This is a genomic window from Streptomyces sp. NPDC127098 (assembly GCF_042722465.1).
Classification (GTDB): domain Bacteria; phylum Actinomycetota; class Actinomycetes; order Streptomycetales; family Streptomycetaceae; genus Streptomyces; species Streptomyces millisiae.
Genome location: NZ_JBHXFJ010000012.1, coordinates 1 through 24,636, shown reverse-complemented (window position 1 = coordinate 24,636; position 24,636 = coordinate 1). Strand labels below are relative to the sequence as shown.

At 72.9% G+C, this 24,636-nt stretch carries 19 protein-coding genes; 9 read left to right on the top strand and 10 right to left on the bottom strand.

The features are described 5' to 3' along the window. Positions 1-5: 5 nt before the first annotated feature. From fxsT to ACFWI8_RS10485, 4 genes are all read right to left on the bottom strand, one after another. Positions 6-4,343, bottom strand: coding sequence for an FxSxx-COOH system tetratricopeptide repeat protein (gene fxsT, locus ACFWI8_RS10500; RefSeq protein ID WP_387088235.1), 4,338 nt, complete (start codon positions 4,341-4,343; stop codon positions 6-8). Continuing rightward, positions 4,343-5,416 (bottom strand): AAA family ATPase, encoded by a 1,074-nt coding sequence (locus ACFWI8_RS10495; protein WP_387088232.1) that lies wholly within the window; start codon positions 5,414-5,416, stop codon positions 4,343-4,345. The genes fxsT and ACFWI8_RS10495 overlap by 1 nt, the downstream gene beginning before the upstream one ends. Then, on the bottom strand, positions 5,413-6,870 hold the full coding sequence (locus tag ACFWI8_RS10490) for a hypothetical protein (RefSeq protein WP_387088229.1): 1,458 nt from the start codon (positions 6,868-6,870) through the stop codon (positions 5,413-5,415). The genes ACFWI8_RS10495 and ACFWI8_RS10490 overlap by 4 nt, the downstream gene beginning before the upstream one ends. A gap of 136 nt (positions 6,871-7,006) precedes the next feature. After that, entirely contained in the window at positions 7,007-7,477 is a 471-nt protein-coding gene (locus ACFWI8_RS10485; protein ID WP_311601929.1) for an SPW repeat protein, read from the bottom strand. 123 nt (positions 7,478-7,600) lie between these two features. On the opposite strand from ACFWI8_RS10485, the gene ACFWI8_RS10480 reads away from it, so the two are divergent. The 3 genes from ACFWI8_RS10480 (at position 7,601) to ACFWI8_RS10470 (ending at position 9,748) form a co-directional block, all read left to right on the top strand. Then, complete coding sequence (locus ACFWI8_RS10480; protein ID WP_387088226.1) at positions 7,601-8,167, top strand: hypothetical protein; 567 nt, start codon at positions 7,601-7,603, stop codon at positions 8,165-8,167. Positions 8,168-8,245: 78 nt separating this feature from the next. After that, a complete protein-coding gene (locus ACFWI8_RS10475) occupies positions 8,246-8,644 on the top strand; it encodes a DUF2795 domain-containing protein (RefSeq protein ID WP_387088223.1) in 399 nt (132 codons plus the stop codon). A gap of 114 nt (positions 8,645-8,758) precedes the next feature. Continuing rightward, positions 8,759-9,748, top strand: a complete 990-nt coding sequence (locus ACFWI8_RS10470; RefSeq protein ID WP_387088220.1) for a GNAT family N-acetyltransferase — start codon at positions 8,759-8,761, stop codon at positions 9,746-9,748. Between the two features lie 9 nt (positions 9,749-9,757). On the opposite strand, the gene ACFWI8_RS10465 is transcribed toward ACFWI8_RS10470, so the two are convergent. Further along, entirely contained in the window at positions 9,758-10,657 is a 900-nt protein-coding gene (locus ACFWI8_RS10465; protein WP_387088217.1) for a Gfo/Idh/MocA family protein, read from the bottom strand. Between the two features lie 184 nt (positions 10,658-10,841). Between ACFWI8_RS10465 and glnII the strand changes: the two genes are divergently transcribed. The 6 genes from glnII (at position 10,842) to ACFWI8_RS10435 (ending at position 18,249) form a co-directional block, all read left to right on the top strand. After that, positions 10,842-11,864, top strand: a complete 1,023-nt coding sequence (gene glnII / locus ACFWI8_RS10460) for a glutamine synthetase (protein WP_387088214.1) — start codon at positions 10,842-10,844, stop codon at positions 11,862-11,864. A 253-nt stretch (positions 11,865-12,117) separates the two neighbouring features. Beyond that, on the top strand, positions 12,118-13,392 hold the full coding sequence (locus ACFWI8_RS10455; protein ID WP_387088211.1) for a sensor histidine kinase: 1,275 nt from the start codon (positions 12,118-12,120) through the stop codon (positions 13,390-13,392). Between the two features lie 118 nt (positions 13,393-13,510). After that, entirely contained in the window at positions 13,511-14,557 is a 1,047-nt protein-coding gene (locus ACFWI8_RS10450; RefSeq protein WP_387088208.1) for a phosphatidylinositol-specific phospholipase C domain-containing protein, read from the top strand. Between the two features lie 112 nt (positions 14,558-14,669). Further along, positions 14,670-15,314 (top strand): response regulator transcription factor, encoded by a 645-nt coding sequence (locus ACFWI8_RS10445; RefSeq protein WP_311601919.1) that lies wholly within the window; start codon positions 14,670-14,672, stop codon positions 15,312-15,314. 65 nt (positions 15,315-15,379) lie between these two features. Then, positions 15,380-17,308: a hypothetical protein gene (locus ACFWI8_RS10440; RefSeq protein WP_387088204.1), complete on the top strand. Its 1,929-nt coding sequence runs from the start codon at positions 15,380-15,382 to the stop codon at positions 17,306-17,308. A gap of 119 nt (positions 17,309-17,427) precedes the next feature. Next, positions 17,428-18,249 (top strand): hypothetical protein, encoded by an 822-nt coding sequence (locus ACFWI8_RS10435; protein ID WP_387088201.1) that lies wholly within the window; start codon positions 17,428-17,430, stop codon positions 18,247-18,249. An 8-nt stretch (positions 18,250-18,257) separates the two neighbouring features. Here ACFWI8_RS10435 and ACFWI8_RS10430 read toward each other — a convergent pair whose 3' ends face one another. From ACFWI8_RS10430 to ACFWI8_RS10410, 5 genes are all read right to left on the bottom strand, one after another. Further along, entirely contained in the window at positions 18,258-19,646 is a 1,389-nt protein-coding gene (locus tag ACFWI8_RS10430; RefSeq protein ID WP_387088198.1) for an alpha-amylase family protein, read from the bottom strand. 386 nt (positions 19,647-20,032) lie between these two features. Next, a complete protein-coding gene (locus tag ACFWI8_RS10425) occupies positions 20,033-21,064 on the bottom strand; it encodes a LacI family DNA-binding transcriptional regulator (RefSeq protein ID WP_387088501.1) in 1,032 nt (343 codons plus the stop codon). Further along, the gene (locus ACFWI8_RS10420) at positions 21,049-22,716 is read right to left on the bottom strand and encodes a glycoside hydrolase family 13 protein (RefSeq protein WP_387088195.1); all 1,668 of its coding nucleotides are present in this window, start codon (positions 22,714-22,716) and stop codon (positions 21,049-21,051) included. The genes ACFWI8_RS10425 and ACFWI8_RS10420 overlap by 16 nt, the downstream gene beginning before the upstream one ends. Before the next feature lie 51 nt (positions 22,717-22,767). Next, complete coding sequence (locus tag ACFWI8_RS10415; RefSeq protein ID WP_387088192.1) at positions 22,768-23,691, bottom strand: sugar ABC transporter permease; 924 nt, start codon at positions 23,689-23,691, stop codon at positions 22,768-22,770. A 2-nt stretch (positions 23,692-23,693) separates the two neighbouring features. Then, the gene (locus ACFWI8_RS10410) at positions 23,694-24,611 is read right to left on the bottom strand and encodes a carbohydrate ABC transporter permease (protein WP_387088498.1); all 918 of its coding nucleotides are present in this window, start codon (positions 24,609-24,611) and stop codon (positions 23,694-23,696) included. Positions 24,612-24,636 lie beyond the last annotated feature (25 nt).

Genomic DNA, 24,636 nt, shown 5'->3' with positions numbered 1-24,636 from the left:
GTGCGCTACATCGGCATGGGCGCCAGGTCGGACTCGATCCGCTGGTGCATGCGCGCGGCCATCAGCCAGGGGTGGTCAGGGTTCAGGATCTCGGAAAGACCCTTGACTGCTTCCGCGTTGACCGTGTCGGCCTCCTCGCTCAGCCCGAGGCCACGCAGGTCGAGGGACAGGTTGGCGCGGCACACGTGAGTCAGGGGGTGGTTGGGGCCCGACACCTCGGCCAGCGCGGTGAGCGTCGCCTCGTCGAGGGCCCTGGCACGCCCGAAGTCGAAGCGCGCGTAGTGGTTGCTGGCCTGGCCGAGGTCGCAGACCAGCGCCGAGACGTGCCGCTCCCCCAGCGTTTCACGGAACAGCCCGGCCGCTTTGGCGTGCAGCCGGTCGGCCCCGTTGAGGTCTCCCTCGGCGCGCAGCGTCGCCGCGTGGTTCACCATGGCCGTCAAGGTGTAGGCGTGCCGGTCGCCCATGCCCTCCCGATAACGGGCCAGCACCCGGGCGCCGAGCTCGTGGGCGGCGGGCAGGTCACCGCGCAGCCGCCGGTCCACGCTGGTGTTGATGGCGGCACTGAGGGTGTCCGGGTAGTCCGAACCGTAGCGGGTGATGAACCGCTCCAGGGTCTCCTCGCCCAGCGCGCTGGCATCGGCGTAGAGGCCGTCCCTGCGCCGGCAGACCGCCAGGTTGCGGGCAGCGCGGATGGTGGCCGCGTTGTCCTCGCCCAACACGTTGCGATAGATGCGGTAGGTCTCCTCCTGCATCGCGCGGGCCGCCGAGAAGTCGCCGGCCTCGCAGATGTCGATGGCCAAGCCGTTCACCGTCTGGAGGGTCTGGACGTGGGCCGGACCATACAACAGCTCCCACTGCCTGGCGGTCTCCTCGTCCAGTTCCCTGGCCGCGACGAAGTCGCCGACGAGCCGTAGGGAGACGCCGAGGTTGTGGGCAGCCGCCAGGGTGGCGGGGTCCTCCGGGCCGAACAGGTCGCGGGCGCGGTCGTACGCCTCGGTGTCCAGCGCCACGGCCTCGCGGAACGCGCCGCGGTAGCGCAGCGAACCGGCCATCTGGCTCATGGAATCGAGCAGTTCCTCGTCAGGCACGTCCGTGGTGCGGCAGACTTCCAGGGCCCGGGTGTTGAGGACGAAGGCCTCGTCGGTGTGGCCGAGCACGCGCAGCACGAACGCCAGCCACTTGGACATCTGGATGACGGTGAGGTTCTCCTCGCCGGACTGCGCCTGCCAGGCCGTCCACGCCTCACGCGCCAGGTCGGCCGAGGCCTGGTGCGCACCCCAGTTGTAGAGGTAACGCACGACGCCGTCCACCAGCTGCCGCACCCAGGGGTCGGCACTGTGCACCGCGCCGGAGGCGATCACGTGCGGCACCAGGGCCTGGTAGGCCGGCCATTGGTCGGTGCTGCGGGCATTGCCCGGCGTGGCGGCGGCCAGCAGCACCTGAGCGGAGGTACGCCGCCTCGCTGCCTCCTCAGCGGAGAGGCCGGCCAACAGGACGGTCTGCATCAGGCGGTGCAGCTGGATGGTGCCGTTCTTGTGGTCGAGCTTGATCAGGGAGAGCTTGCTGAGATCCCGGGTGGCCCTGGCGAGCAGCACCGGGTCGCGCAGGATCGGGTCGAGTTCGGGGCTGACCTCCACGTTGCGGGTGCCCCTGAACATGCTCTGCGGGATCGGCTCGGGGGCCATGCAGGCGCAGACCTCGAGGAGTTGACGGGCGGCCGGGTTGGTCTGGGAGAGCCGGTCGAGCGAGATGTTCCAGGCGGCGGCCACCGACACCGGGTAGTCGGGCGAGGGATCGAGCTCCAGGATGCCGGGACGGCGCTCGTTGAGCAACGTGAGGTACTGGGAGACGGGCATGCCGGTAGCGGCGTGCCAGGCGCCGGCCTGTTCGATGGCGAGCGGCAGGTCGCCGAGGGCCTCGGCGAGCTCGTCGGCCTCCTGAGCGCTGAGGTCACGGGAACGGCGTTGGAGGAGGGCGACGCTCTCCTCGCGCTCGAACACGTTGACCGTGAGCGGGTTGGCCACGCGCTCCCAGTCCCGGTTGCGTGAGGTGACGATGATCTTGCCGGGGCCGCCGGTCGGGAAGTAGCCGCGTACGGTTTCGATGTCCTCCGCGTTGTCGAAGACCAGGAGCCAGTTGTCGTAGGGCTTGCCGCTGCGCAGCGCCTCGCGGACGGCCGGGACGGCGGTGTTGGCCTGCGGCCCGACGTCCAGGTTGAGGGCGCGGGCGAGGTCGGCGAGGGCGCCGAGGATCAGGCTGTCCTGTTCGGCGGGGATCCACCAGATGACGTTGTACTCGTGGCTGTGCCGGTAGACGTACTCGATGGCGATCTGCGACTTGCCGACGCCGCCCATGCCGTGCAGCGCGTGCGGCAGCACGGCGGCCGTCACCTCGCTACGAAGCTGTTGCTCGACCGCAGTCAAAAGGCTTTCGCGCCCGGTGAAGTTGGGGTTCTTCGGCGGTACGTTCCCCATGATCCGCGGCTGCCCGATGCGCGGGTAACGGGTTGCTGACGTGTTGGGCGCCATGTCCTGGTCGGCCTTCCGAGCTGAGATTTCTGGAGTGTCGGGTGACGGCGTCGGCACACCGCCTCCGTGCGGGTCGCGTGGTCCTGCTTGCTGTATGCCCTGATTCACACGGTTGTCACCGGGTGGAGTCAGGACCTCACGTCGGGTGCGGCCATCGGCCAGGCCGGCGACGCGCGCGGCGCGGCGGGCGTACGGGCCGGAGAGCGCCTTCAGGACGGCGATCTCGATCGGCAGCCAGGCGCGGTTCTCCTCGGTGAGCTCGGGCAGTGCGGCGCCCTCCGGGTCCTTGAGGGCGGCCTTGAGGCTGGCGCCCCGGCCCCTGCCGCCGCTCAGCTCGGCGAACAGGCTGACGGTGCGGGCGAGTTGGGTGCGGCTGCCGGTGGCGAGCAGTGCCTCGCGGATGCCGGGCGCGAAGTCGGGGGCGCCGCCGTGCCTGGTGCGGGTCCAGTCGAGCAGGCCGCCCATCATGATCTCCGCGATGTGGACCGGGCGCGCCTCGGGGAACGCGCGCCGGCACAGCTCCTCGATGAGGTCGAACTCGAAGGGGACCGCCGCGAGTTGAGAGGCGAGCCGGCGGGCGGTCGGGCTGGCGAGGGAGGCGAACCTGGCGACGGCGGCGGCCGCGGTGCGCTGGTTGGCGGCCCGGGGGGCGCGGAGCCCCGGGGTGGGCGTGCCCTGGGCGAGGGTGCCGGCCAGCACGAAGGGGAGGGCACGCCGCACGCCGCTCTCGCCGGCGACGACGGCGGCCCAGGCCGTGAAGGGCTCGGGCTTGAGGCTGAGCACCGGCACGGGCACCGGGTCGCCCGGCGGGGTCGGCGGGGGGCGCAGCGGGTCGGCCCCGGCGGGGGGCGGGCGGTGGCCGACCCTGCCGTTGGGCGCGGCGAAACCGCCGGCGGCCAGCTCGGCGCGGAAGGGGTTGAGCGAGGTGCGGTGCCAGAGGTAGGTGGGCAGCAGGTGGACCAGCGCGGTGGGGCCGCCCGCGGTGAGGCGCTCCAGCAGCGCGTCGGCCGTGGGAGAGGCCCAGCCGTGGCCGAGCCCGTCGGTGACGACGAGGTGGACGCGGGTGCCGCGGGCGTCGATGAGCTCGGCCGGGTCGCCTTCGCGGCCGCCCGGCCAGCGCAGCGTGGCCTCGCCGTCGCGGGGTAACGCCAGGCGCACCACGCGCACGTCGCGGAAGGCGCCGCTGCGCTCGGCCTCGGTGGCGAGCGAGGCGACGGCGTCGTCCCAGATCCGCATGGTGGGGCCGTCGTCGGCGAGCACCACGAGGTCGAGGGCGGTCTCGCCGGCCGGCCGCAGGTAGGGGATCCACAGGTCGTCGGTGATGCCGTGCCTGGCGGTGCGCTCCTCGTCGAGGACGGCGCGGCTGCGGGACGGCACGCGGCGGCGCAGCCCGTGCAGGGCCTTGGCGAGGCGGACGGGTGCGGGCGACGGCGCGGCGGAGGCGCGTGGGGGCGCGCCGAGGTCTTCGGTGGCGCGAACCGGCGCGACCGGGGCCGTGGCGGTGTTCGGTGCCGGCTCGCGCGGCGGGGGCTGCGCGGGGTCGCCGGTGTGCCCGGTCGGCGGCGGGACCGGGGTGTGCGGGGGCCGGGAGGGGGCGTCGGCACTCGGTGCGGGGTCGGCGGGCGCCGGCCGCGGCTGACCGGTCTCGCGCTGGTGGCGTGCTGGGCGGTCGTCGCCCGGCTCCGCCCCGGCTGCCAACCGGGTCGCCGTGAGCCAGGCCGCGTCGGCGATCTCCCACCAGTCGGGATCGCCGGCGGTGGCCTGCCGCGCCTGGTCGCGGGGGGCGGGTGCACGCTCCCGGGGAAAGCCGTTCATCAGCGGCCTTTCGCGAGGTCGCGGAGGAGCATCTCGATCAGCTTACGCCCGTCCTCATCCCTCTGGAAACCACCGGCCGTGGTCAATTGAACGGCGTTCAGCAACTGGTCGACGGACTGGGTGCCGCCGTCCCGCACGCGTCGTTCGAAGTCGTCGACGAGGGCGGTGACGCCCTCGGGGCTGCGGCGCAGGTGGCTGGCGACGATGGCGAGCAGCTGCTGGCGGCTCGGCGGCAGCATCTCGAGGGGGAGGCAGCGGCGGCGGAACGCGGCCGGGAACTCGCGCTCGCCGTTGCTGGTGATGACGACCAGGGGGAACTCGCGGCACTCGACGCGGCCTCCGACGATCTCGGCGCGCCGCTCGGGGTCGTCGGTGAAGACGCTGGCGTCCCGCAGGGCGCCGCGGATCAGCTCGGGGATCTCGTAGCTGCCGTTCTCCAGGACGTGCAGCAGGTCGTTGGGCAGGTCGATGTCGCTCTTGTCGAGCTCGTCGATCAGCAGCACCCGGGGGCGCTCCCAGCCGAGCAGGGCGGTGCCGAGCGGGCCGAGGGTGATGAAGTCGCCGAGGTAAGGCGGCTGTTCCGGCGGGACGCCGCCGGGCTCGGTGGGGCCGCCGGCCCGCCAGGCGGCGATGGCCTGGGCGCGACCGATGGAGTCGTACTCGTAGAGGCCGTCGCGCAGGGTGGTGCGGCTGACGATGCTCCACTGGAGGACCCGGCCGAGGCCGAGTTCCCTGGCGGCGAGGTAGGCGAGGGTGGACTTGCCGACGCCTGGCGGCCCGGTGACGAGCAGGGGGCGGCGCAGCACCAGGGCGGCGTTGACGGTGTCGATCTCCTCGTCGCGCAGGTTGGGCCTGGCGACGGTGGCGCCGCCGAGCCGGCGGCGCGCGGCCCGGTCGTCCTCGGGTGGCGGCGGTTGCAGGGGCTCGCCGCTGAACTCGCGCCAGGGGGGCGGCGCGGGGATGGCGGCCGGGCCGTCCTTCGGCGGCACGCCGGTGCCGTGGAAGATCCGCCAGGAGTCGCGCCCCTCGGGGCCGGTCGTGCCATCCGCCGCCGGGGACTCTGACTCGGTCACGCCGGAACCTCCTCGCAGTCGATGAGTCGGAAGGGATCATCCCAGAAGAGCGCGATGTTCCGGCCGAGTTGCTGAAGTCCTTCGACGTCCGTCTCGGCCAGGATCCGCATCTGCAGCACCTTGCGCGGGAGTTGGGCGTGCTGGAAGCCGATGAGGAGGCGCATCATCTCGCGGGCCATGGGGTCGGACTCGGGCCTGCGGTCCCAGAGGGCGAGGCCGACGCCCTCGGCGATGGCGGCCTTGAGCGGTTCGAGGCCGTGGCCCTCGATGGCCGGGGCGTCCATGGTGACGGCGGTCAGCCGGTCGTTCTGGAAGAGGGCCTGGCGCCAGCGCGGCAGTTCGGCGGGGTCGGCGGCCCACCAGTGGTGGGCCTGGGTGACCGGGCCCCGGCTGAGGGTCTTCCAGCGGGCGCGCCAGGCGCGGTGCTGGATCGGGTTCCGGTCGCGCATCCGTTCGAGGCTGCGGAGGTGGACGAGGTAGCGGGGGCCGATGGGGACCGGGTCGCCGGTGTCGGTGCCGAGTTCGAGCCGTGCCACGTCGTGGTTGAGGAGCGAGTAGGGCAGGACGAACTCGACGTAGGCGGGCTCCGCGTCGTCTTCCGGCAGGTCGGCCCAGAGCCGCTCGCCCTGCCGGATGGCGCGCTCCACGGCGCCCGAGAGGCCGTCGAGCGTGGTGACCTCGGACTCGCCGGAGCGCGGGTCCCAGTAGCCGGGGAGCTCGTTGATCCAGTAGCGGACGAAGACGTCGGGCGAGCCGTCGTCGGCCGGGTCGACCATGACGACCAGGCACTTGGGGATGGTGTCGTCGGGGGCCGCGATGCTGGCCAGCCGCCGGCGGCGCTCGCGCAGGGCGTCCAGGGCGCCGGCGCTGGCGGCCCATGCCTCGCACCAGTCGCGGAGCCTGGTGGCCTGGGCGGTGGCGGCGAGTTGGGCGGCGCACTCGAGCAACAGCACGGCCGGCAGCAGGCCGTCCGGTTGGGCGGGGACATCCAGCAGGTGGTCGAACAGGTCGCCCGCGGAGAGGTGTTCCGGCGTCTCCAGGTGGAGCGCGCGGGTGAGCGCGGCGTGCAGCGCCGGCCCGGGAACGGCCGCCTCCCGCAGCAGCTTGCGGGCCACCCCGGCGTCGTGGTCGGGCAGCACGGGGGCGAGCCCGTCGATCCTGGCGCGGACCTCGGAGGCGATCTCCTCACCGCTGTGCAGGCCCACCGCGAACAGGAGGGCCTCGACCCCCTGTTCGCGCTCGCGTAACACGGCGCTCACCAGGACCACCATGTCGTTGCGCGCGTCCCTGCCCAGCAGGTCGACGTGTCTGCCGAGATATTCGCCGACGGTCTGGCCGAACTCGAAGCGGAGTGCCGGGTCCCGGACACAATCCAGTTCGCAGAGCTCGTTGACCAATGTGGCCTTGAGTCGCAGGTACTCCTGGTGCGACTCGCCCGGCGTCCTTATCACCACCGACCCTCCCCCAAAAAAGTCGGTACCCCTGCCGATGACGAAGCGTGAAGTTACCACGCCATTTTGCCTGCTACCAGGGCCGTGTGAAACGGCCGGGGGTGCGGGAATCCGGCGCCCCCGGCCCGGCGCGGCCGGCTCAGCGCTGTTGCGCGGCGGCCGCCTCCCGTCGGCGCCGTCCCCGCCTCATGAGCCCGACTCCGGCGCTGACCAGGGCGAGCAGGAGGATCACCGCCCCCACGACGATGTTGCTGACGATCATGCCCGCGTCGGGATGGCGCCCGACGACCCACGGCGAAATGGCCAGCCAAATCCCGATGCCGGCGATGGCGAGGCTGAGCCCGCGCATGTTCTCGGCCCGGCTGAGCCCGAGTGCCAGTACGGCGACGGCGATGCCCATGATGAGGTTGTTGGTGGACAACCCCGGCTGGGCGGTCGTGAAGTGCAGCGTGTAAGACGACACCGCGGCGTACAACCCGGCCAGGAACAGCGGGGCGTCGACCAACGCCACGTCGCGGCCGCCCATTACCCGGTTATACCGCTGCCGCATTTCCATCTCGTCCGGATGACCCGCGAGATCCGCCCGGTGGCGGTGTGAGACGTCGGACATGGCGATCCTCCTTCGCACTCCGATCCGCCCATGTGAGCTATGTCCAGTATCCCCTAATGGTCCGATCGAGGTAATCGAGCACCCGGCTGGCGCCCGCACCCACAACTGAGTAACGTTGATTACATGATTACAGAGAAGGGGCAGCAGGAGCTGCGCGGCTGGATCGCGGGGCGGCTGCCCGAGGGGTGGTTCACGGAGCTCGCGGAGGTCGTCATCGACCGCGAGGAGATCACGGTCATCGGCCGGCTGGCGGAGCCCGAGCTGCCTCCCGGCGCGACCGAGACCGAGCGCGAGGCGGCTCTGGAGGGGCGGGTGACGGAGTTCCGCGAGCGTACCCGGATGAGCAGGGTGGAGATCGCCCGGGAGGCCAACATCCGCTTCCGCAGGCAGCTTTCCTGGGGCGTGCGGTGCGGCGAGAACCTGACGATGTTCACCCACATGTCGGCGCCCGTGATGAGCCGGCTGCGGCAGTCGGAGCGGATGGTCCTCGACACGCTGATCGCCGGCGGGGTGGCGCGCAGCCGCAGCGACGCGCTCGCCTGGTGCGTGCGGCTCGTCGCCCAGAACACCGACGAGTGGCTCGGCAACCTGCGGGACTCGCTGATCCAGGTGCAGCGGGTGCGGGAGTCGGGGCCGGACGCCGGCGCCCAGGACCTCACGCTCGAGTTCCAGCTGGAGGACGCGAAGTAGCACCTCGCGCCGAAGGAGACCCGTGTCGGCCGCCCGCCGCTGGGTACCCGGGGCGCCCCGAGGCTAGGAGGTACAGCCATGCAGCAACGGGGCAGCAACCGTCTCAACGTCCATCGTGACGACCTGATGAAGCACGACCTCCAGGGCATGCTGCGCTCCGAGCACCCGACCAGGGCCGAGGAGTGGCGGGACCAGGAGCCGGCCGCGGAGGACGACCCCGCGCTGGTCGACGGACCCGTCCCGCGGCAGAGCGCGGGCGGCCCCCGGGAGGCCGAGGACGAGGCGTTCCGTTTCGAGCTGGCTCGCCATCTGCGGCGCAGCGTGTTCCCGGCCGACCGCCGGACGCTGCTGCGCACGCTGGACGAGACGCACGCCCCGGACGTTCTGGTGGAGACGGTGCGGCGGCTGCCGACAGACCGGACCTACGCCAACGTGCAGGAGGTGACCGCGGCCCTCGGCCGCCGTCCGGCCGCCTGAGCCCACCCCCCGAGACGGCCCGCGCCCCCGGCACGGGCCGTCTCATGCGTGCCCGGCGCCCGGCGAGCTGTCGCGGCCGTTGACGCCGCTCACCGTATACGTTTGACTGAGTCAATGACCGAGTCAACGATGGCGGCGGCGACCGGGACTCCGGGCCCGCCGTCGACGGCCGAGGCCGTGCGCCGGATCAGGGAGTTCAACCGCGACTACGTCAGGCTGGTCGGCGCCTACGACTACGCGCGCCGCACCGGCACCCCCTACTCGCTGCCCGAGGCCCGCCTCATCTACGAGCTGGGCGGCGGCGGGTGGGCCAGGACCACCGAGCTACGCCGCGCGCTCGACATGGACGCCGGCCAGCTCAGCCGGCTCCTGGCGCAGGCCGAGGCCGCCGGGCTGCTCGTCCGGGAGCGCGACCCGGCCGACTCGCGCCGCCAGCTGGTCTCCCTCACCGGCGCCGGGCGGGAGGCGGCCGCCCTGCTCGACGCCCGCTCTTCCGAGGTGATCGGCGAGCAGATCGCCAGGCTGCCGAGCGCCGACCGCGAGCGGCTGCTGGCCGCGCTGGACACCGTCGCCGGACTGCTCGGCCTGGGCCGCCGCCCGTCGCCCGAGCCCGGGTTCCGGCTGCGCCCGCCGAAGACCGGCGAGCTGGGCTGGGTGATCGAGCGGCACGCCGTCCGCTACGCCGACGCCTACGGCTTCGACGCGGCCTTCGAGGCACTGGTCGCCGACGCGGTGGCCCGGTTCGCCGCCGCCCGGGAACCGGCTCGGCAGGCCTGCTGGATCGCCGAACGCGCCGGTGAGCCGGTGGGGTCGGTGTTCTGCGTGGACGAGGGCGACACGCTCGACGGGCGGCCGGCGGCCCGGCTGCGGCTGCTGCTGGTGGAGCCGGCCGCCCGGGGCCTGGGCATCGGGCAGGCGCTGGTCGGCGAGGCCCTCGCCTTCGCCCGCGCCGGCGGCTACCACGGCATGGTGCTGTGGACCAACGAGATCCTCGCCAGCGCCCGCCGCATCTACCAGGCCATGGGGTTCACGATGGTGGCCAGCACGCCGCACACGAAGTTCGGCGTACCGGCCAACGGCGAGGACTGGGAGCTGCGCTTCTGACAGGGAGCCTCAGCGGTGCGCAGGCGGCAGCTTCTCGTCCACCAGCGCCAGGATCTCCGTCACCCGCAGCCCGAACCGGACGTCGCACGGGTGCGGCCGGCCCGTGCGGGCCGACTCGACCAGCGCGTCGAGGGCCCGCAGGCAGGGCCGCACCGCCCCGCCGTCCCCCCGCTCCGGCAGCGTGGTCACCCCGGCGGCGCCGCGCAGTTCCGCGGTGACCACGGACGCCTGCGGCGGCACGGTGTGCGAGACCGTGATGGTGCTCGACGCGCCCGAGACGTGCCGCAGCGCCACGTGCACCATGTCCCCCGGGCCGCGCGCCGCCACCACGCCCTCCGGGCCCGTGATGTCGCCGAGCGGCGGCAGCAGCAGTGACAGGGCGTGCGGGCCGACGTCCCACAGGGCGCCGCGCTCCATGCGCCAGAGCGAGTCCGAGTAGGGCGTGTCCGCGCCGCCGAACACCGGCGAGAACCAGTCGGCGCGCCCGGTCAGCCAGCCGTCGGCGCCGCTCTGCGCGGCCACCCAGGCGGCGGTCTCGGGCGCGAACCGCAGCGTGAAGAACACCACCGAGGCCACCCCGGCCGACTCCACCGCGGCCGCCAGCTCCCTGGCCCCGGCCACCGTGGTGGCGACCGGCTTGTCGAGCAGCAGGTGACAGCCGGCCGCCGCGGCCCGCGCCGCGAGGGGTGCCTGCACGTCCGGCGGCAGCGCGAACGCCACCGCCTCGCAGTCCGCGAACAACTCGTCCGCGCCGTCGTAGGCCCGGGTGCCGAGATGTCCGGCGAGCTCGGTCGCGGCCTGGGGCCTGCGGCCCCAGACCCCCACGAGTTCCGTCTCCGGGTGCTCGACGAGCGCGGGTCCCTGGGTCAGGCGCGCCCAGGGGCCGGTTCCGAGCAGTCCGATCCTCATGCGGTCTCTTCCTTCCGATCGCGACGGCCAAGCGTAGGCCGTGTGCCGATCACGAGTCCGCGCCGTTCCCGCCGAAACGTAGTTCACACCGCCTTAACAGACGGGCAACTGACGGGAAATGCCTGGTGGTGATGGTTTGGGCAGCGCTGTGACGCACCCGCGAACCTCCCGGAGGAGCACGACCGTGAGCTACAAGGCCGAGTACATCTGGATCGACGGCACGTCGCCGACCGCCAAGCTGCGCTCGAAGACCAAGATCGTCGCGGACGGCGCCGAGCCGCCGGAGTGGGGTTTCGACGGCTCCAGCACCAACCAGGCCGAGGGCCACGCCTCCGACTGCATCCTCAAGCCGGTCGCCACCTACCCGGACCCGATCCGCGGCGGCGACCACGTCCTGGTGCTCAACGAGGTCTACAACGTCGCCGACGGCGCGCCCCACGTCTCCAACACCCGTGCCCTGCTGCGTCCGATCGCCGAGCAGTTCGCCACCCAGGAGCCGATCTTCGGCATCGAGCAGGAGTACACCTTCTTCAAGGGCTCCCGCCCGCTCGGCTTCCCGGAGAACGGCTTCCCCGCCCCGCAGGGCGGCTACTACTGCGGCGTCGGCGCGGACGAGATCTACGGCCGTGACGTCGTCGAGGCGCACCTGGAGAACTGCCTCAAGGCCGGCCTCGGGATCTCCGGCATCAACGCCGAGGTCATGCCGGGCCAGTGGGAGTTCCAGGTCGGCCCGCTCTCCCCGCTCGAGGTCTCCGACCAGCTGTGGATCGCGCGCTGGCTGCTCTACCGCACCGCCGAGGACTTCGGCGTCTCCGCCACCCTGGACCCGAAGCCGGCCAAGGGCGACTGGAACGGCGCGGGCGCGCACACCAACTTCTCCACCAAGGCCATGCGCGAGGGCTACGACGCGATCATCGCCGCGTGCGAGTCCCTGGGCAAGGACGGCAAGCCGCTGGAGCACATCAAGAACTACGGCGTCGGCGTCGAGGACCGCCTCACCGGCGCCCACGAGACCGCCCCCTGGGACCAGTACAGCTACGGCGTCTCCAACCGCGGCGCCTCGGTCCGCATCCCGTGGCAGGTCGAGCGGGACAAGAAGGGCTACATCGAGGACCGCCGCCCCAACGCCAACTGCGACCCGTACGTCGTCACCCGGCTCCTGGTCGACACGGTCTGCACCGAGCTGGCCTCCGCCGGCCTGGTCTGACCGGTCTCCGGCCCTCCAAGACGTCTCCCCGGCCCACGGCCAGCAGCTCGGGCGTGGGACCGGGGAGGCACCAGCGGCGCTGTCGAGGGCGCGTCCGCCATCCGGCGGGCGCGCCCTCCGCCGTTCCCGGCCACCCACCGGGTGTACCCAGGTACACCCCGGCGTCGGGCGGCCCACCCCCGTGACGCGCTCCCCCACCGACCCGCACACTTGATCACACACGGTACGGGCCGACGAGAGGTGCGAGAAGGACATGGACTGGCGACGGCTGCGCGACGCCCTGCTGGCGAGCGCCCGGGGACTGCTGCTCATCCCACTGACGGTCGGTCTCTCCACCGTGCTGTTCGTGCTCTTCGCGGTGTCGGTGGCCCTGACCCCGATCGGCGTCGGCGTCCTCACCACCCCACTCGTCGTCGACGCGATCCGCGGCCACGCCAACCTGCGCCGCCGGCTGGCCGCCGACTGGTACGGGGTCACCATCACCGCCGGCTACCGGACGCCGAGGGGCGACCGGCGCGGCGTCGCGGGACAGGTCGAGCGCTGCGTGACGATGCTGCGCGACCCGGCCACCTGGCGCGAGGCCGGCTGGCTGCTCGTCGATGCCGTCGCCGGCCTGTTCCTCGCGGTGCTCCCCGTCACCCTGCTGGGCTACGCCGTCTTCGGCCTGGTGCTGCTCGCCGGCGTCTGGGTACCCATCGTGAACGCGGGCGGCACCCACTGGTTCGCCTTCGTGCCCGTGAACTCGTGGTTCACCGCCCTGCTCGCCGCACTGACCGGCATCGGCTTCGGGCTGCTCGCCCAGTACGTCAACACCCCCCTGATCCGCGGCCACTTCCTGATGACCAGGTCCCTGATCGGGCTCTCCGAGCGGCAGTTGCTGGCCCAGCGGGTGGAGCGGCTCAAGGAGACCAGGCACGACGCGGTGGACGGCGCCGCCGCCGAGCTCCGCAGGATCGAGCGCGACCTGCACGACGGCGCCCAGGCCAGGCTGGTGGCGATGGGCATGAGCCTGGGCACCGTCGAGGCGCTCATCGAGAAGGACCCGGAGCAGGCCAGGCGGCTGCTCGCCCAGGCCCGGGCCAGCTCCGCCGAGGCGCTGACCGAACTGCGCGACCTGGTGCGCGGCATCCACCCGCCGGTACTGGCCGAACGCGGCCTCGGCGACGCGGCGCGAGCGCTCGCGCTGCGCATGCAGCTGCCGGTGGAGGTGGATGTCGAGCTGCCCGGGCGGCTCGAGGAACCGGTCGAGTCCGCCGCCTACTTCGCCCTCAGCGAGGTGCTGACCAACGCCGCCAAGCACTCCGGCGCGAGCAACGCCTGGCTCGACATCTACTACAGCCGGGCCGAGAAGACGCTGCGGATCGCGATCACCGACAACGGCCGGGGCGGCGCCGACCTGGACGCCGGCACCGGGCTGCGCGGTCTCGAACGCCGGCTCGGCCCCTTCGACGGGGTGCTGGCCCTCAGCAGCCCGGCCGGCGGCCCGACCCTGGTCACCATCGAGATCCCCTGCGCGCTCGTCGAGTAGGCACCTCCGGCGCACCCGTCGCCCGCCGTTCGCTCACCCATCACCCACTCGAACACCAACTCGCATACGCTGACGCCGCGTTGACTGATGTCCCCCAGCGAAGCGAAGGCGGCGACGCATGCGAAGAACACGGATCCTGGCGCGCGTGGCGACCCTGCTGGGCGCCGCGCTCGCCCTCACCGCCCCCCTCCCGGCCCAGGCGGCGGACCCCGCGCCCCGGGCCGCCGGGTACTCGGAGACCACCTCGGTCGGCGTCCACAACGCCTACCTCCAGGAGACCTTCCCGTACTTCGCCGACGCCCTCGACTCGGGCGCCGGCATGCTGGAGCTCGACGTCTGGACCAACTTCTTCGGCGGCGGCTGGCGCGTCTCGCACAGCAACCCGTTCGGCAACGTCAACAACTGCGAGAACGCCTCCTCCGCCGACGACTTCAGGACCGGCGCCCGCAACCAGTCGCTCGCCGGCTGCCTCCGGGACCTCCGCGTCTGGAGCGACGCCAACCCCGGCCACCGGCCCATCCTGCTGAAGGTCGAGCTCAAGGACGGCTTCGCCGCCAACCTCGGCCGCGGCCCCGCCGAGTTCGACGCGCTGGTGCGCGGCATCCTCGGCGACGCCGTCTACGGCCCCGGCGACCTGGCCGCCGACCACGCCACCCTCGACGAGGCGGTCCAGGCCGGCGGCTGGCCGAGCCGCGACGAACTGGCCGGCAGGTTCCTGATCCACCTCATCCCCGGCACCGTCGAGGAGGGCAATCCGCTCGACACCCTGTGGACCGACGTCGAGTACGCCCGCCACCTGCGCGACTCCGCCGCCGTCGGCACCCTGGACACCACCACCGCCTTCCCGGCCGTGCACGGCGCCGAGCCCGGCGACCCGCGCGTCTCCCGCTACGCCGACGCGACGCTGCGCCCCTGGTTCGTGGTCTTCGACGGCGACGCCACCGCCTACGCCGGCGGCATCGACGTCGGCTGGTACGCCGACCGCGGCTATCTGGTGGTGATGACCGACGCCCACGCCGTGCCGCCCGCCATCAGCGCCACCAACCCCACCGAGGCGCAGGCCGCCTCCCGGGTCGCCGAACTGGCCGCCGCCGGCGCCAGCGTCGTCAGCTCCGACTGGCACTCCCTGCCGTCCGTGCTCGGCACGGTGCTCCCCCGCGGCTGAACCCCACCCGTCCGCACCCGTCCGCCCCGATCCGTGCCGGGCCCGGCCGACCCACGGCACCGGCGCGGATAGGGTTGGGACCGCAGCGTCGTCACCCACCCCGGAGTCCCCCGTGCGCGTAGTCCTCGCCGAAGACCTCTTCCTGTTGCGGGACGGTCTGGTCCGGCTCCTCGAGGCGCACGACTTCGAGATCGCCGCCGCCGTCGACAACGGCCCCGAGCTCACCCGGGCCCTCGCCGAACTGCGGCCCGACGTGGCCGTGGTGGACGTCCGGCTGCCACCCTCGTTCACCGACGAGGGCCTGCAGTGCGCCCTGGCCGCCCGCCGCGAACAGCCCGGGCTGCCGGTGCTCGTCCTCTCCCAGCACGTCGAACAGCTCTACGCGCGCGAGCTGTTGGCCGACGGCACCGGCGGCGTCGGCTACCTGCTCAAGGACCGGGTCTTCGACGCCGACCAGTTCGTGGACGCCGTCCGCCGGGTCGCGGGCGGCGGCACCGCGATGGACCCGCAGGTGATCCAGCAGCTGTTGGCCCGCCGCACCCACAACTCCCCGCTGGAGAAGCTCACCCCGCGCGAGCTGGAGGTCATGGAGCTGATGGCGCAGGGCCGTTCCAACGCGGCCATCGCCGAGCGCCTGGTCGTCACCGAGCGTGCCGTCGCCAAGCACACCTCCAACATCTTCGCCAAGCTCGGGCTGCCGCCGTCCGACGACGACAACCGCCGGGTGCTCGCGGTGCTCGCCTACCTCGAACGCTGACCCGGCCGCCGCGCGGCGTAACCAGCCGCGCGGCCACTCGTTCCACCGGTGTGTTCCACAGCGATGTGACCTCCCCCGACGCACCCACCGACGCCACCGCCGAGCCCGTCGGCCTCGACCGGGCCGAGGCGGCGCTCGTCGAGCACTATCCGCGCCTCGTGCGGCTCGCCTACCTCGTCCTGCCGCACACCCTCGGCCGCCAGCGGCGGGTGCTCACCGCCCACACCATCGCCCAACGCGCCCTGCCCCGCGGCTCGTCGGACCGGGACACGCCGCCGGCCCTGCCCGCCCAACGCGGCGGCACCGACGCCGGCTACGACTACCTGCGGCTCCGCGTGCTGCGGGCCGCGCTCGACGCGCCCCGGGCCAGGCGCCGCCTGCCGCGCCCGCCGTGGGCGCTTCCCCAGGTGGTGGGGCTGCGGCTGCTCCCCGGCGCGGGCGAGCCCGAGGAGGTCGCCCTCGACCAGCGGCTCGCCGAGCTCGCCCCGGCGGGCCGCGCCGCGTACGCGCTGCGCCGGGTCGACGGCCTCGACGAGCAGGCCGTCCGCCGCCTGCTGGCCGCCGCCGGCGTCGGCGAGGCGGAGTCCGCGGCCGCCACCGACGAGGCGGCCGGCCTGGCCGCCTCGGCCGAACTCGCCGACCCCTGCTCCCTCCAGGCCAGGCCGACCGACCTGCTGCGCCGCCGCCGGCTGCTCAGGCGCGCGCTCGTCGGCGGCGCCGCGCTGGCACTGGTGGTGGCCGGCGGCCTCACCCTGCTGCCGGACGGCTGGGGCCCGGACGGCGCCGCCGCCCCCAGCTACAGCCGCAACGAGGCGGCCGAGGCCGCGCTCGACCCGCAGGCGCTGCGCCGCATCCCGGCCGACACCTGGCAGCGCTCGGCGCGGCTCGACTTCTCGGTGTGGCCGGCCAGGGGCGGAGCGGTGGACGACACCGGGCTGCTGCGCAGGGCGCTCGCGGTGTGGGCGCGGCCGGGCGAGGACGTCGTGGTCTCGGCGACCCCTGGCACCCAGACGGGGCCGGCCCCTGGACCGGCCCAACTGCTGTACGCGGGCGAGGCGGGCGGCACCTCGGTGGTGCTGCTGCACGACGGGCTGCGCCTGGTGCGGTACGCCGAGCGGCCGGGCGCCGACGGCGGCCAGGTGGCGCTCGACTTCGCCCGGGTCGACGGCGCCGACCTCGTCTCGTCGGCGGCCGTGGTCGTCGGCCGCGGCGACGGCAACGTCCGCTACCTGCTCGCCCCCTGGATCACCGAGGCCGGCGCCGTGGACCTGCTCGACCCCTCGGGCACCACCGAGGAACTGGCCGTCGACGAGGACGGCGTCACCGGCGCGCTGCGTACCGTCTCCGCCGGGTCCGAGGGGCAGCCGGGCCGGTGTGCCTCGTTCGCCGCGCTCGCGGTCACCCCGCGCGGGGTCGCCGATCCGTACCTGCTGGCCGACCTGGGCGAGTTGGCGCCCGCGGCGCTGACCGGCGGCGCGCCGGGCGAGCCGGGCAACTGGACGGGATCGGCGGCTGCGCGGGCCCAGTGGGCGCGGATGGCCTGCCAGTTGCCGCTGGTGGGCGGTGCCGGGGTGCGGTCGGTCAACGCGTGGCACTTCGCCGAGCAGTCGCTCCCCGACGACGGCGGCACCGCCGACTGGGTCTGCCTGCGCGCCGACACCTGGCGGGGCACCGGCAGCAGGTCGCTCGCCTTCTTCATGCCGCCGGCAGAGCGGGCCGCGGAGCCGGCGTCCGTCACGGCGAGCGCGGAGGACAGCGCGTCCTGCGGCGAGCGCCAACCTGACGTTCTCAGCGGCGTGTTGTGGAACTCCCCGACAGGCGACTGGTACCTGGTGGCAGCCGCGAGCGAGGGCGTCAGCGAGATCGTGGCCGACGGCGCGGTCAGCGGCGAGACCACGGGCCGCACCCTGGCCCTCCCGGCCGAGGAGGGCGCCCGCACCGACCTCACCGCCCGCCTGGCGAACGGCGACGAACTGCGGATGCTCGGCCAGTAAGCCCTGCCGGGCAGAAGGCCATCGAAGGCCCCCAGGGAGCCGGCGAGGCCGCCGGTCCGGGTATCCCGCGGCCGTGGCCACGGCGGGAACCGGTCGGCCGTCGACAACATCAGAGGGGTATGAGGAGAGTTTTCGCGCATCCCGGCCCGCTGGTCGCCGTCTCGCTGTTCGTGCTGGTCGGTTGCGGCACCGAAGAGCCGTCCGCGCCGCTCGGCGCGTCGGTCGTCGAGGAACTCGTCTACCAGGGCACCGCGATCGGGGTGTTGGAGAGCGGTGACGAGGGGCCACGGCTGTGCTGGGCGATGATGGAGTCGATGCCGCCGCAGTGCGCCGGCGGCGTCGAGGTGGTCGGTTGGGACTGGAGCGGCCTCGACGCCGAGTCGGCTTCCGGCACCACCTGGGGCAGTTACGACGTCGTCGGCACCTGGGACGGCGAGCGGTTCACGCTGACCGAGCCGCCCACCGCGCCGAGCCCGCCGCCCGCCCCCGAGGACACGTTCGAGACGCCCTGCCCTGAGCCCGAGGGCGGTTGGGAGCCGGTGGACCGGCCCCTGGTCGAGGACGGCACGGCGGGCGAGGTGATCGCCGACGCCTCGGCCATCGACGGCTACGCCGGCGGCTGGGTCGACGAACGGGCCGACACCACCATCGTCAACGTCCGCTTCACGGACGACCCCGCCCCCCACGAGGAGCGGCTGCGGGAGCTGTGGGACGGTCCGCTGTGTCTGACGGCGGCGGAGCGGGACTACGCGGAGCTCATGGCGATCCAGGAGGACCTGGTGGCGGAGTTCCCTGAGATCGACTCGGCCGGCGTCGACGACACCCGCAACGCGGTCGCCGCCACCGTCCTGGTCGCCACACCGCCCCTGGAAGCGGCCCTCGCCGAACGCTTCGGCGAGGGCGCGGTGATCCTGGACGGCATGCTCAGCCCGGTCGAGTAGCGGACCGGTCAGCCACAGGTGGGTTGGAGCGCCAGCGCGGTGTTGCTCCCCAGGGTCGCGGTGAACTGGCGGGAGCCGTTGACCGTGACCTGGTTGCCCGTCTGGACGTCGCAGTAGGTGCCGGGGGCCAGCGACGTCTGGTAGGTGCGGGTGAGGGCGGAGCCCTCGTGGTTGATGGCCACGAAGCCGCGGTCGCCGCGGCCGAAGGCGATGGCGTCGTTGCCGTTGTCCCACCAGTCGGTGACCGGCTGGCCGCTGGTGGCGTTGCGGAACGCCACCATGGACTCGATCTCCGGCCAGGCGTGCTGGCACTTCCAGCCGTCCTGCCAGCAGGCGTTCACCCGACCGTTGTTGGGCGGGCCCGCGTCGTGGTCGGAGAACTCGTAGCCGGAGTGGACGTCCGGCGAGCCGTAGGGCCAGGCGAGCATGAAGACGTTGGCCAGCGTGTAGTTGGCCCCGGAGCGGTAGTTGAGGGTGGAGCCGTTGCGCTCGGTGTCGTGGTTGTCGACGAAGACCGCCGCGGGGCCGTCCGGCAGGTAGCCCCAGCCCTCGCCGAAGTTGCGCAGGTAGGCCAGGTTCTCGTTCTCGAAGACGCGCTTGAGGTCGCGGCCGTAGCGGAACTCCTGGACGTCGCCGTTGCCCAGGTACTCGTTCGGCTGAACGGCCTCACCCGCGCCGTGGATGACCTCCTGCTTCCAGTAGACGTTCGGGTCGTCGAGCAGCGCGCGGATCGCGGCCAGGTCGGCGGCCGGCATGTGCTTGGCCGCGTCGATCCGGAAGCCGGCGACGCCGAGCGACAGCAGGTCGTTCATGTAGTCGGCGATGCGCTGGCGGACGTAGTCCTTGCCGGTGTTGAGGTCGGCGAGGCCGACCAGCTCGCAGTTCTGGACGTTGCCGCGGTTGGTGTAGTCGCTGATGTTCTGCCGGCAGCTGTTGAAGTCCCAGTCGCTGTAGGGGGCGTTCGGGTAGTCGTACTTGGTGTAGGCCGAGCCGCCGGTGCCGGTGCCGCTGCCCGCGGTCATGTGGTTGATCACGGTGTCGACGACGACGCCGACGCCGGCCGCGGCGCAGGTGTCGACCATGTTCTCGAACTGCGCGCGGTCGCCGAGTCGGCTCTGGACGCGGTAGCTGACCGGCTGGTAGGCGGTCCACCACTGGCCGCCCTGGATCTGTTCCTGGGGTGGGGAGACCTGGACGTAGCCGTAGCCGGCGGGGCCGAGCCGTTGGGTGCACTCGCGGGCGATGGAGTCGAAGTTCCAGTTGAACAGGACCGCGGTGACGTCCCTGGCGCCGGGCGGCGCGGCCTGCGCGGGGGACGCGGCGGTGAGCGAGACGACGGAGCCGGCGACGGCCAACAGGCCGGCCAGCACCGAGTTGACGAGCCGTCTGGTACGCATGACGCCTCCATGAGGTGGGGGTGGGCGAGGCAACGCGCCATGCCTGCAAGAACACGTAAGAAACCGCAAGAGATTGCGGTCAGACCGTAGGGGCGACCGCCTGGGCGGTCAAGGGCTCGCGCACGACGGACGAAACCTCACCGTCGCACCCCGGAAATCCGGGCCCCTCCCAACTCGGCTCGTGCGCAAGCTCTTTCGCAAGAGATTTCGGAGTGCTAGCTTGCCCAGCAGCCCCCCGGTCGGTCGAGGGCCCACCGGCCCCACGCGCCCGGCCGACCGGGGGATGCGAGTGCCTGGCCGGCCGGCGCCGCAGCCGTCGAGCCGCGGACCACCAACTGCGGTTGACCCCGATCCTCCGGGGAGCGACCCCCGGACCCCCGCAGCCCTCACCGACCACCCGGCGCCGCCGCCGTCGAGCCGCGGACCACCAACTCGGGCTGGAAGACGAACTCGGTGCGCTGCGCGAGGTTGCCGCCGATCTCCTCCAGGAGGGTGTCGACGGCGGCGCTCGCCATGGCCCGCACGGGCTGCCGGAGCGTGGTCAGCGGCGGGTCGGTGAAGGCGAACAGGTCCGAGTCGTCGTAGCCGACCACGGAGACGTCGGTCGGCACGTCGAGGCCGCGCTGCCGCACCGCGCGGATCGCGCCGAGCGCCATCATGTCGCTGCCGCAGACGATCCCGGTGCAGCCGGCGTCGAGCAGCGCGGCGGTGGCGGCCTGGCCGCCCTCGACGCTGTACAGGGTGTGCCGGATGACGCCGCGCCCGTCGAGCTCGGCGGCGAAGCCGGCGACCTTGCGCTGCACGGGCACGAAACGCTGTGGGCCCACGGCGAGACCTATCCGCTCGTGCCCCAGGGCCCGCAGGTGGCGCACCGCGATCCGGGCGGCCGCGCCGTCGTCCGGGGAGACGAACGGCGCGTTGACGCGCTCGTTGAAGCCGTTGATCAGCACGAACGGCACGCCGCGCCCGGTGAGCCTGGCGTAGCGCGCCGGGTCGGCCGTGGTGTCGGCGTGCAGCCCGGACAGGAACACTATGCCGGTGACGCCGCGTTCGACGAGCTGGTCGACGAGCTCGTCCTCGGTGGCGCCGCCCGGCGACTGTGTGCAGAGCACCGGGGTGTAGCCGTGGCCGGCGAGCGCCTGCTCTATGACCTGGGCGAAGGCCGGGAAGATCGGGTTGGTCAGCTCGGGGATGACCAACCCGATGAGTCCGGCGCTGCGTTGCCGCAGCCGCAGCGGGCGTTCGTAGCCGAGGACGTCGAGGGCGGCGAGCACCCGTTGGCGGGTGGCCGCCGCCACGCCCGACTTGCCGTTGAGCACCCGGCTGACCGTGGCCTCGCTGACCCCGGCCTGGTGGGCGATGTCGGCGAGTCGGGCGGTCCTGGCGTCCGGGCCCGGTTCCGTCACTCCCGCCACCAGACGGTGGTGTCGGCCGCCAGGGTGGCGCCCTCGTGGCCGGGGCCGCTGGCCAGCAGCAGGCTGCCGCCCGGGGTCAGGATCTCCGGCAACTCGACGCGCTCCCCCGTGGTGTTGACGGCGCAGACCACCGCGGGTCCCGCTGCCCCCTCCCGCCGGAAGGCCAGCACGCCCGGCGGGGTGGGCAGCCACTCGACACGGTCGCCCGCGCCGAGCGCCGGCTGCTCGCGCCGGATGGCGAGCGCCGCCCGGTACAGTTCGAGGGTGGCGGCGGGGTCGCCGGTCTGCTCGGCGACCGACAGCTTGCCCCAGGACGCCGGCTGCGGCAGCCAGCTGCCGCCGTCGCCGAAGCCGTAGGAGCTGCCCTGGGCGGTCCACGGGATCGGCACCCGGCAGCCGTCCCGCAGGCCGTCCTGGCCGTCGCCGGCCGCGTCTTCGTGGTGGCCGCGCCGGAAGAACGCCGGGTCCTGGCGCGCCTCGTCCGGCAGGTCGAGGACCTCGGGCAGGCCGAGCTCCTCGCCCTGGTAGAGGTAGGCGGAGCCAGGCAGCGCCAGCATCAGCAGGGTGGCGGCCCTGGCGCGTTCCAGGCTGCCGCCGAGCCGGGTGCGGTGCCTGACGACGTCGTGGTTGGAGAGCACCCAGGTGGTGGGGGCGCCGACGGGCCGCATGGAGTCGAGCGAGCTGTCGATGACCCGGCGCAGCTCGGTGGCGTCCCACGGGGTGGTCAGGTAGTGGAAGTTGAACGCCTGGTGCAGCTCGTCCGGGCGGACGTAGAGCGCGGTGCGGTCGGCGTTGGGGGTCCAGGCCTCGGCGACGGCGATCCGCTGGTGCGGGTACTCCTCGAGGACCTTGCGCCAGGAGCGGTAGATCTCGTGGACGCCGTCCTGGTCGAAGAAGGGCAGCACGTCGGTGCCGAGCAGCTTGAGCTGGCCCGGGTGGCCCATGTCGGGCAGCCCGGCGGCCTTGATGAGGCCGTGCGCGACGTCGACGCGGAAGCCGTCGACGCCCATGTCGAGCCAGAAGCGCAGCACGGAGCGGAACTCGTCGTGGACGGCGGGGTTGTCCCAGTTGAGGTCGGGCTGCTCGGGCGCGAAGAGGTGGAGGTACCACTCGCCCGGGGTGCCGTCCGGGTTCCTCGTGCGGGTCCAGGCGGGGCCGCCGAAGATGGACTCCCAGTCGTTCGGCGGCAGTTCACCGGTCGGCCCCTTGCCGGGGCGGAAGTGGTAGCGGTCGCGCAGCGGGGAGCCCGGGCCCTGGCGGAGCGCCCGCTGGAACCACTCGTGCTGGTCGGAGGAGTGGTTAGGGACCAGGTCGACGATGATCCGCAGGCCGAGGTCGTGGGCGTCGCGGATGAGGGCGTCGGCGTCGTGCAGGTTGCCGAACATGGGGTCGATGGCGCGGTAGTCGGCGACGTCGTAGCCCGCGTCGGCCTGCGGCGAGGCGTAGAACGGGCTGAGCCACACGGCGTCCACGCCGAGTTCGGCGAGGTAGGGCAGCCGGCTGCGGATCCCTGGCAGGTCGCCCATGCCGTCCCCGTCGCCGTCGGCGAAGGAACGCGGGTAGACCTGGTAGATGACAGCGTCACGCCACCAGTCGGGCCGGCTCGGGGCGCCGGGGCTGGTCGGCTCGGTGCGGTCGGCGAGGTGCTGTGTCATGTCATCCCTGTGTGGTTGGGGACCGGTCAGGACGGTCTCGACGGTGCCGGGTCAGGACTTCGTCGCGCCGGCGGTGAGGCCGGACTGCAGGTGGCGCTGCGCGTAGCCGAAGACGAGGGTGGCGGGCACGGCGATGAGCACGGCGGCCGCGGTCATCAGGTGCCAGTCCTGGGTGTGCTGGTTGACGAAGGTCTGCAGGCCGCCGGCGAGGGTGAGGTTCTCCTCGCCTGTCATGAAGGCGGTGGCGTAGGCGACCTCGGCCCAGGCGGTGACGAAGGTGTAGAAGCCGGTGACGGCCAACCCGGGCCTGGCCAGCGGCATGACGAGCCGCCAGAAGGTGCCGAACGGCGACAGGCCGTCGACCCGTCCGGACTCGTCGATGGAGACCGGGATGGTGTCGAAGAAGCCCTTCATCATCCAGGCGCAGAACGGCACCGCGATGGTCAGGTAGGTGACGACGAGCGCGACGGGCTGGTTGAGCAGGCCGTAGCGCGACATCAGGTTGTAGAGCGGCACGATCAGCACCGCCATGGGGAACATCTGGGTGATCAGCAGGGTCCACATCAGCGGGCGCATGCCGGGGAAGCGGAAGCGGCTGAGCGCGTAGCCGGTGGTGGCGGAGATGAGCACGCCGATGACCGTGGTGACGAGCACGATCAGCACCGAGTTGCCGAACCAGGAGAGGAACTCGGTGTCGTTGACGACGTGGTCGTAGTTGTCGAGCGTGAAGCCGGAGAGGAACGAGAGCGTGAAGGTGTCGCTCTTCGGTTTGAAGGAGGTGACCAGCAGCCAGAACGGCGGGAAGACCGCGATCAACGCGGCGCCGAGCAGCGTCAGGTGGAGCCCGACCGAGGCGAGCCGGGAGCGCTCGCCGCGGGCGGCCTGCCGGCCACGGCCAGCCGGACCCGTGCGTCCCCCCGCACCGTGTGCCTCCGACCGCGTCGCGTTGGACCGTGTCGTGTCAGACGTACTCATGTTCACCACACCTCTCCCTGCCTGCGGAGGGCCCTGCGGTAGCCGATCGCGAACAGCACCAGGAGCAGCAGGATGAGCACGCCCCAGGCGGCCGAGTTGGCGAAGTCGCGCGGGCTGGAGACGAAGGCGAGCCGATAGGCCTCGGTCACCAGGATGTCGGTGGATCCGGCCGGACCGCCGCGGGTCAGCAGGAAGATCACCGGGAACATGTTGAAGGTCCAGATGGTGCTCAGCAGGACCACGGTCATGGAGACGGAACGGACGCCGGGCAGCGTGATGTTGGTGAACCGCTGCCAGGGGCCGGCGCCGTCCATCTCGGCCGCCTCGTACTGCTCGGCGGGGATGGACTGGAGGGCACCGAGCATGGCGATCAGCATGAAGGGCACGCCGAGCCAGACGTTGACGGCGATGACGGCGACCTTGGCCCAGGTCGGGTCGGAGAGCCAGCTGACGCCCTCGATCCCGGCCTTGTCCAGCAGGCTGTTGAGGATGCCGTTGCGCTCGTTGTAGAGCATCCGCCACGCGAAGACGGAGACGAACGCGGGGATGGCCCAGGGCAGGATGAGCGCCATCCGGTAGAGGGTGCGGCCGCGGAAGGAGCGGTTGAGCATCACGGCCAGGCCGAGGCCGATGAGGAACGTGACGCCGACGCAGGCCACGGTCCACACGACGGTCCAGCCCAGCCGGTCCCAGAAGTCGCCGTCCTGGAGGATCCGGGTGTAGTTCTCCAGGCCGACGAACTCGTAGGTGGCCTCGATGGTGTTGACGCCGATGGTGCGCTCGACGTTGGCCTCGTCGGCGTCGGTGAGCGACAGGTAGACGCCGCGGACCAGCGGCCAGCCGATGATCACCCCGATCACGGCGACCACCGGGGCGATCATGGCCCAGGCGTACCAGTAGGTGGCGAGCCGCCTCCGCAGCGGCCCGGGGGCGCGGTCCGCGCCC

Coding starts and splice junctions, on each gene's coding strand:
- fxsT (WP_387088235.1), bottom strand. CDS start 4,343: ATGAACGGCTTTCCCCGGGAGCGTGCACCCGCCCCCCGCGACCAGGCG.
- ACFWI8_RS10485 (WP_311601929.1), bottom strand. CDS start 7,477: ATGTCCGACGTCTCACACCGCCACCGGGCGGATCTCGCGGGTCATCCG.
- ACFWI8_RS10480 (WP_387088226.1), top strand. CDS start 7,601: ATGATTACAGAGAAGGGGCAGCAGGAGCTGCGCGGCTGGATCGCGGGG.
- ACFWI8_RS10475 (WP_387088223.1), top strand. CDS start 8,246: ATGCAGCAACGGGGCAGCAACCGTCTCAACGTCCATCGTGACGACCTG.
- ACFWI8_RS10470 (WP_387088220.1), top strand. CDS start 8,759: ATGACCGAGTCAACGATGGCGGCGGCGACCGGGACTCCGGGCCCGCCG.
- ACFWI8_RS10465 (WP_387088217.1), bottom strand. CDS start 10,657: ATGAGGATCGGACTGCTCGGAACCGGCCCCTGGGCGCGCCTGACCCAG.
- ACFWI8_RS10455 (WP_387088211.1), top strand. CDS start 12,118: ATGGACTGGCGACGGCTGCGCGACGCCCTGCTGGCGAGCGCCCGGGGA.
- ACFWI8_RS10450 (WP_387088208.1), top strand. CDS start 13,511: ATGCGAAGAACACGGATCCTGGCGCGCGTGGCGACCCTGCTGGGCGCC.
- ACFWI8_RS10435 (WP_387088201.1), top strand. CDS start 17,428: ATGAGGAGAGTTTTCGCGCATCCCGGCCCGCTGGTCGCCGTCTCGCTG.
- ACFWI8_RS10430 (WP_387088198.1), bottom strand. CDS start 19,646: ATGCGTACCAGACGGCTCGTCAACTCGGTGCTGGCCGGCCTGTTGGCC.
- ACFWI8_RS10420 (WP_387088195.1), bottom strand. CDS start 22,716: ATGACACAGCACCTCGCCGACCGCACCGAGCCGACCAGCCCCGGCGCC.
- ACFWI8_RS10415 (WP_387088192.1), bottom strand. CDS start 23,691: ATGAGTACGTCTGACACGACACGGTCCAACGCGACGCGGTCGGAGGCA.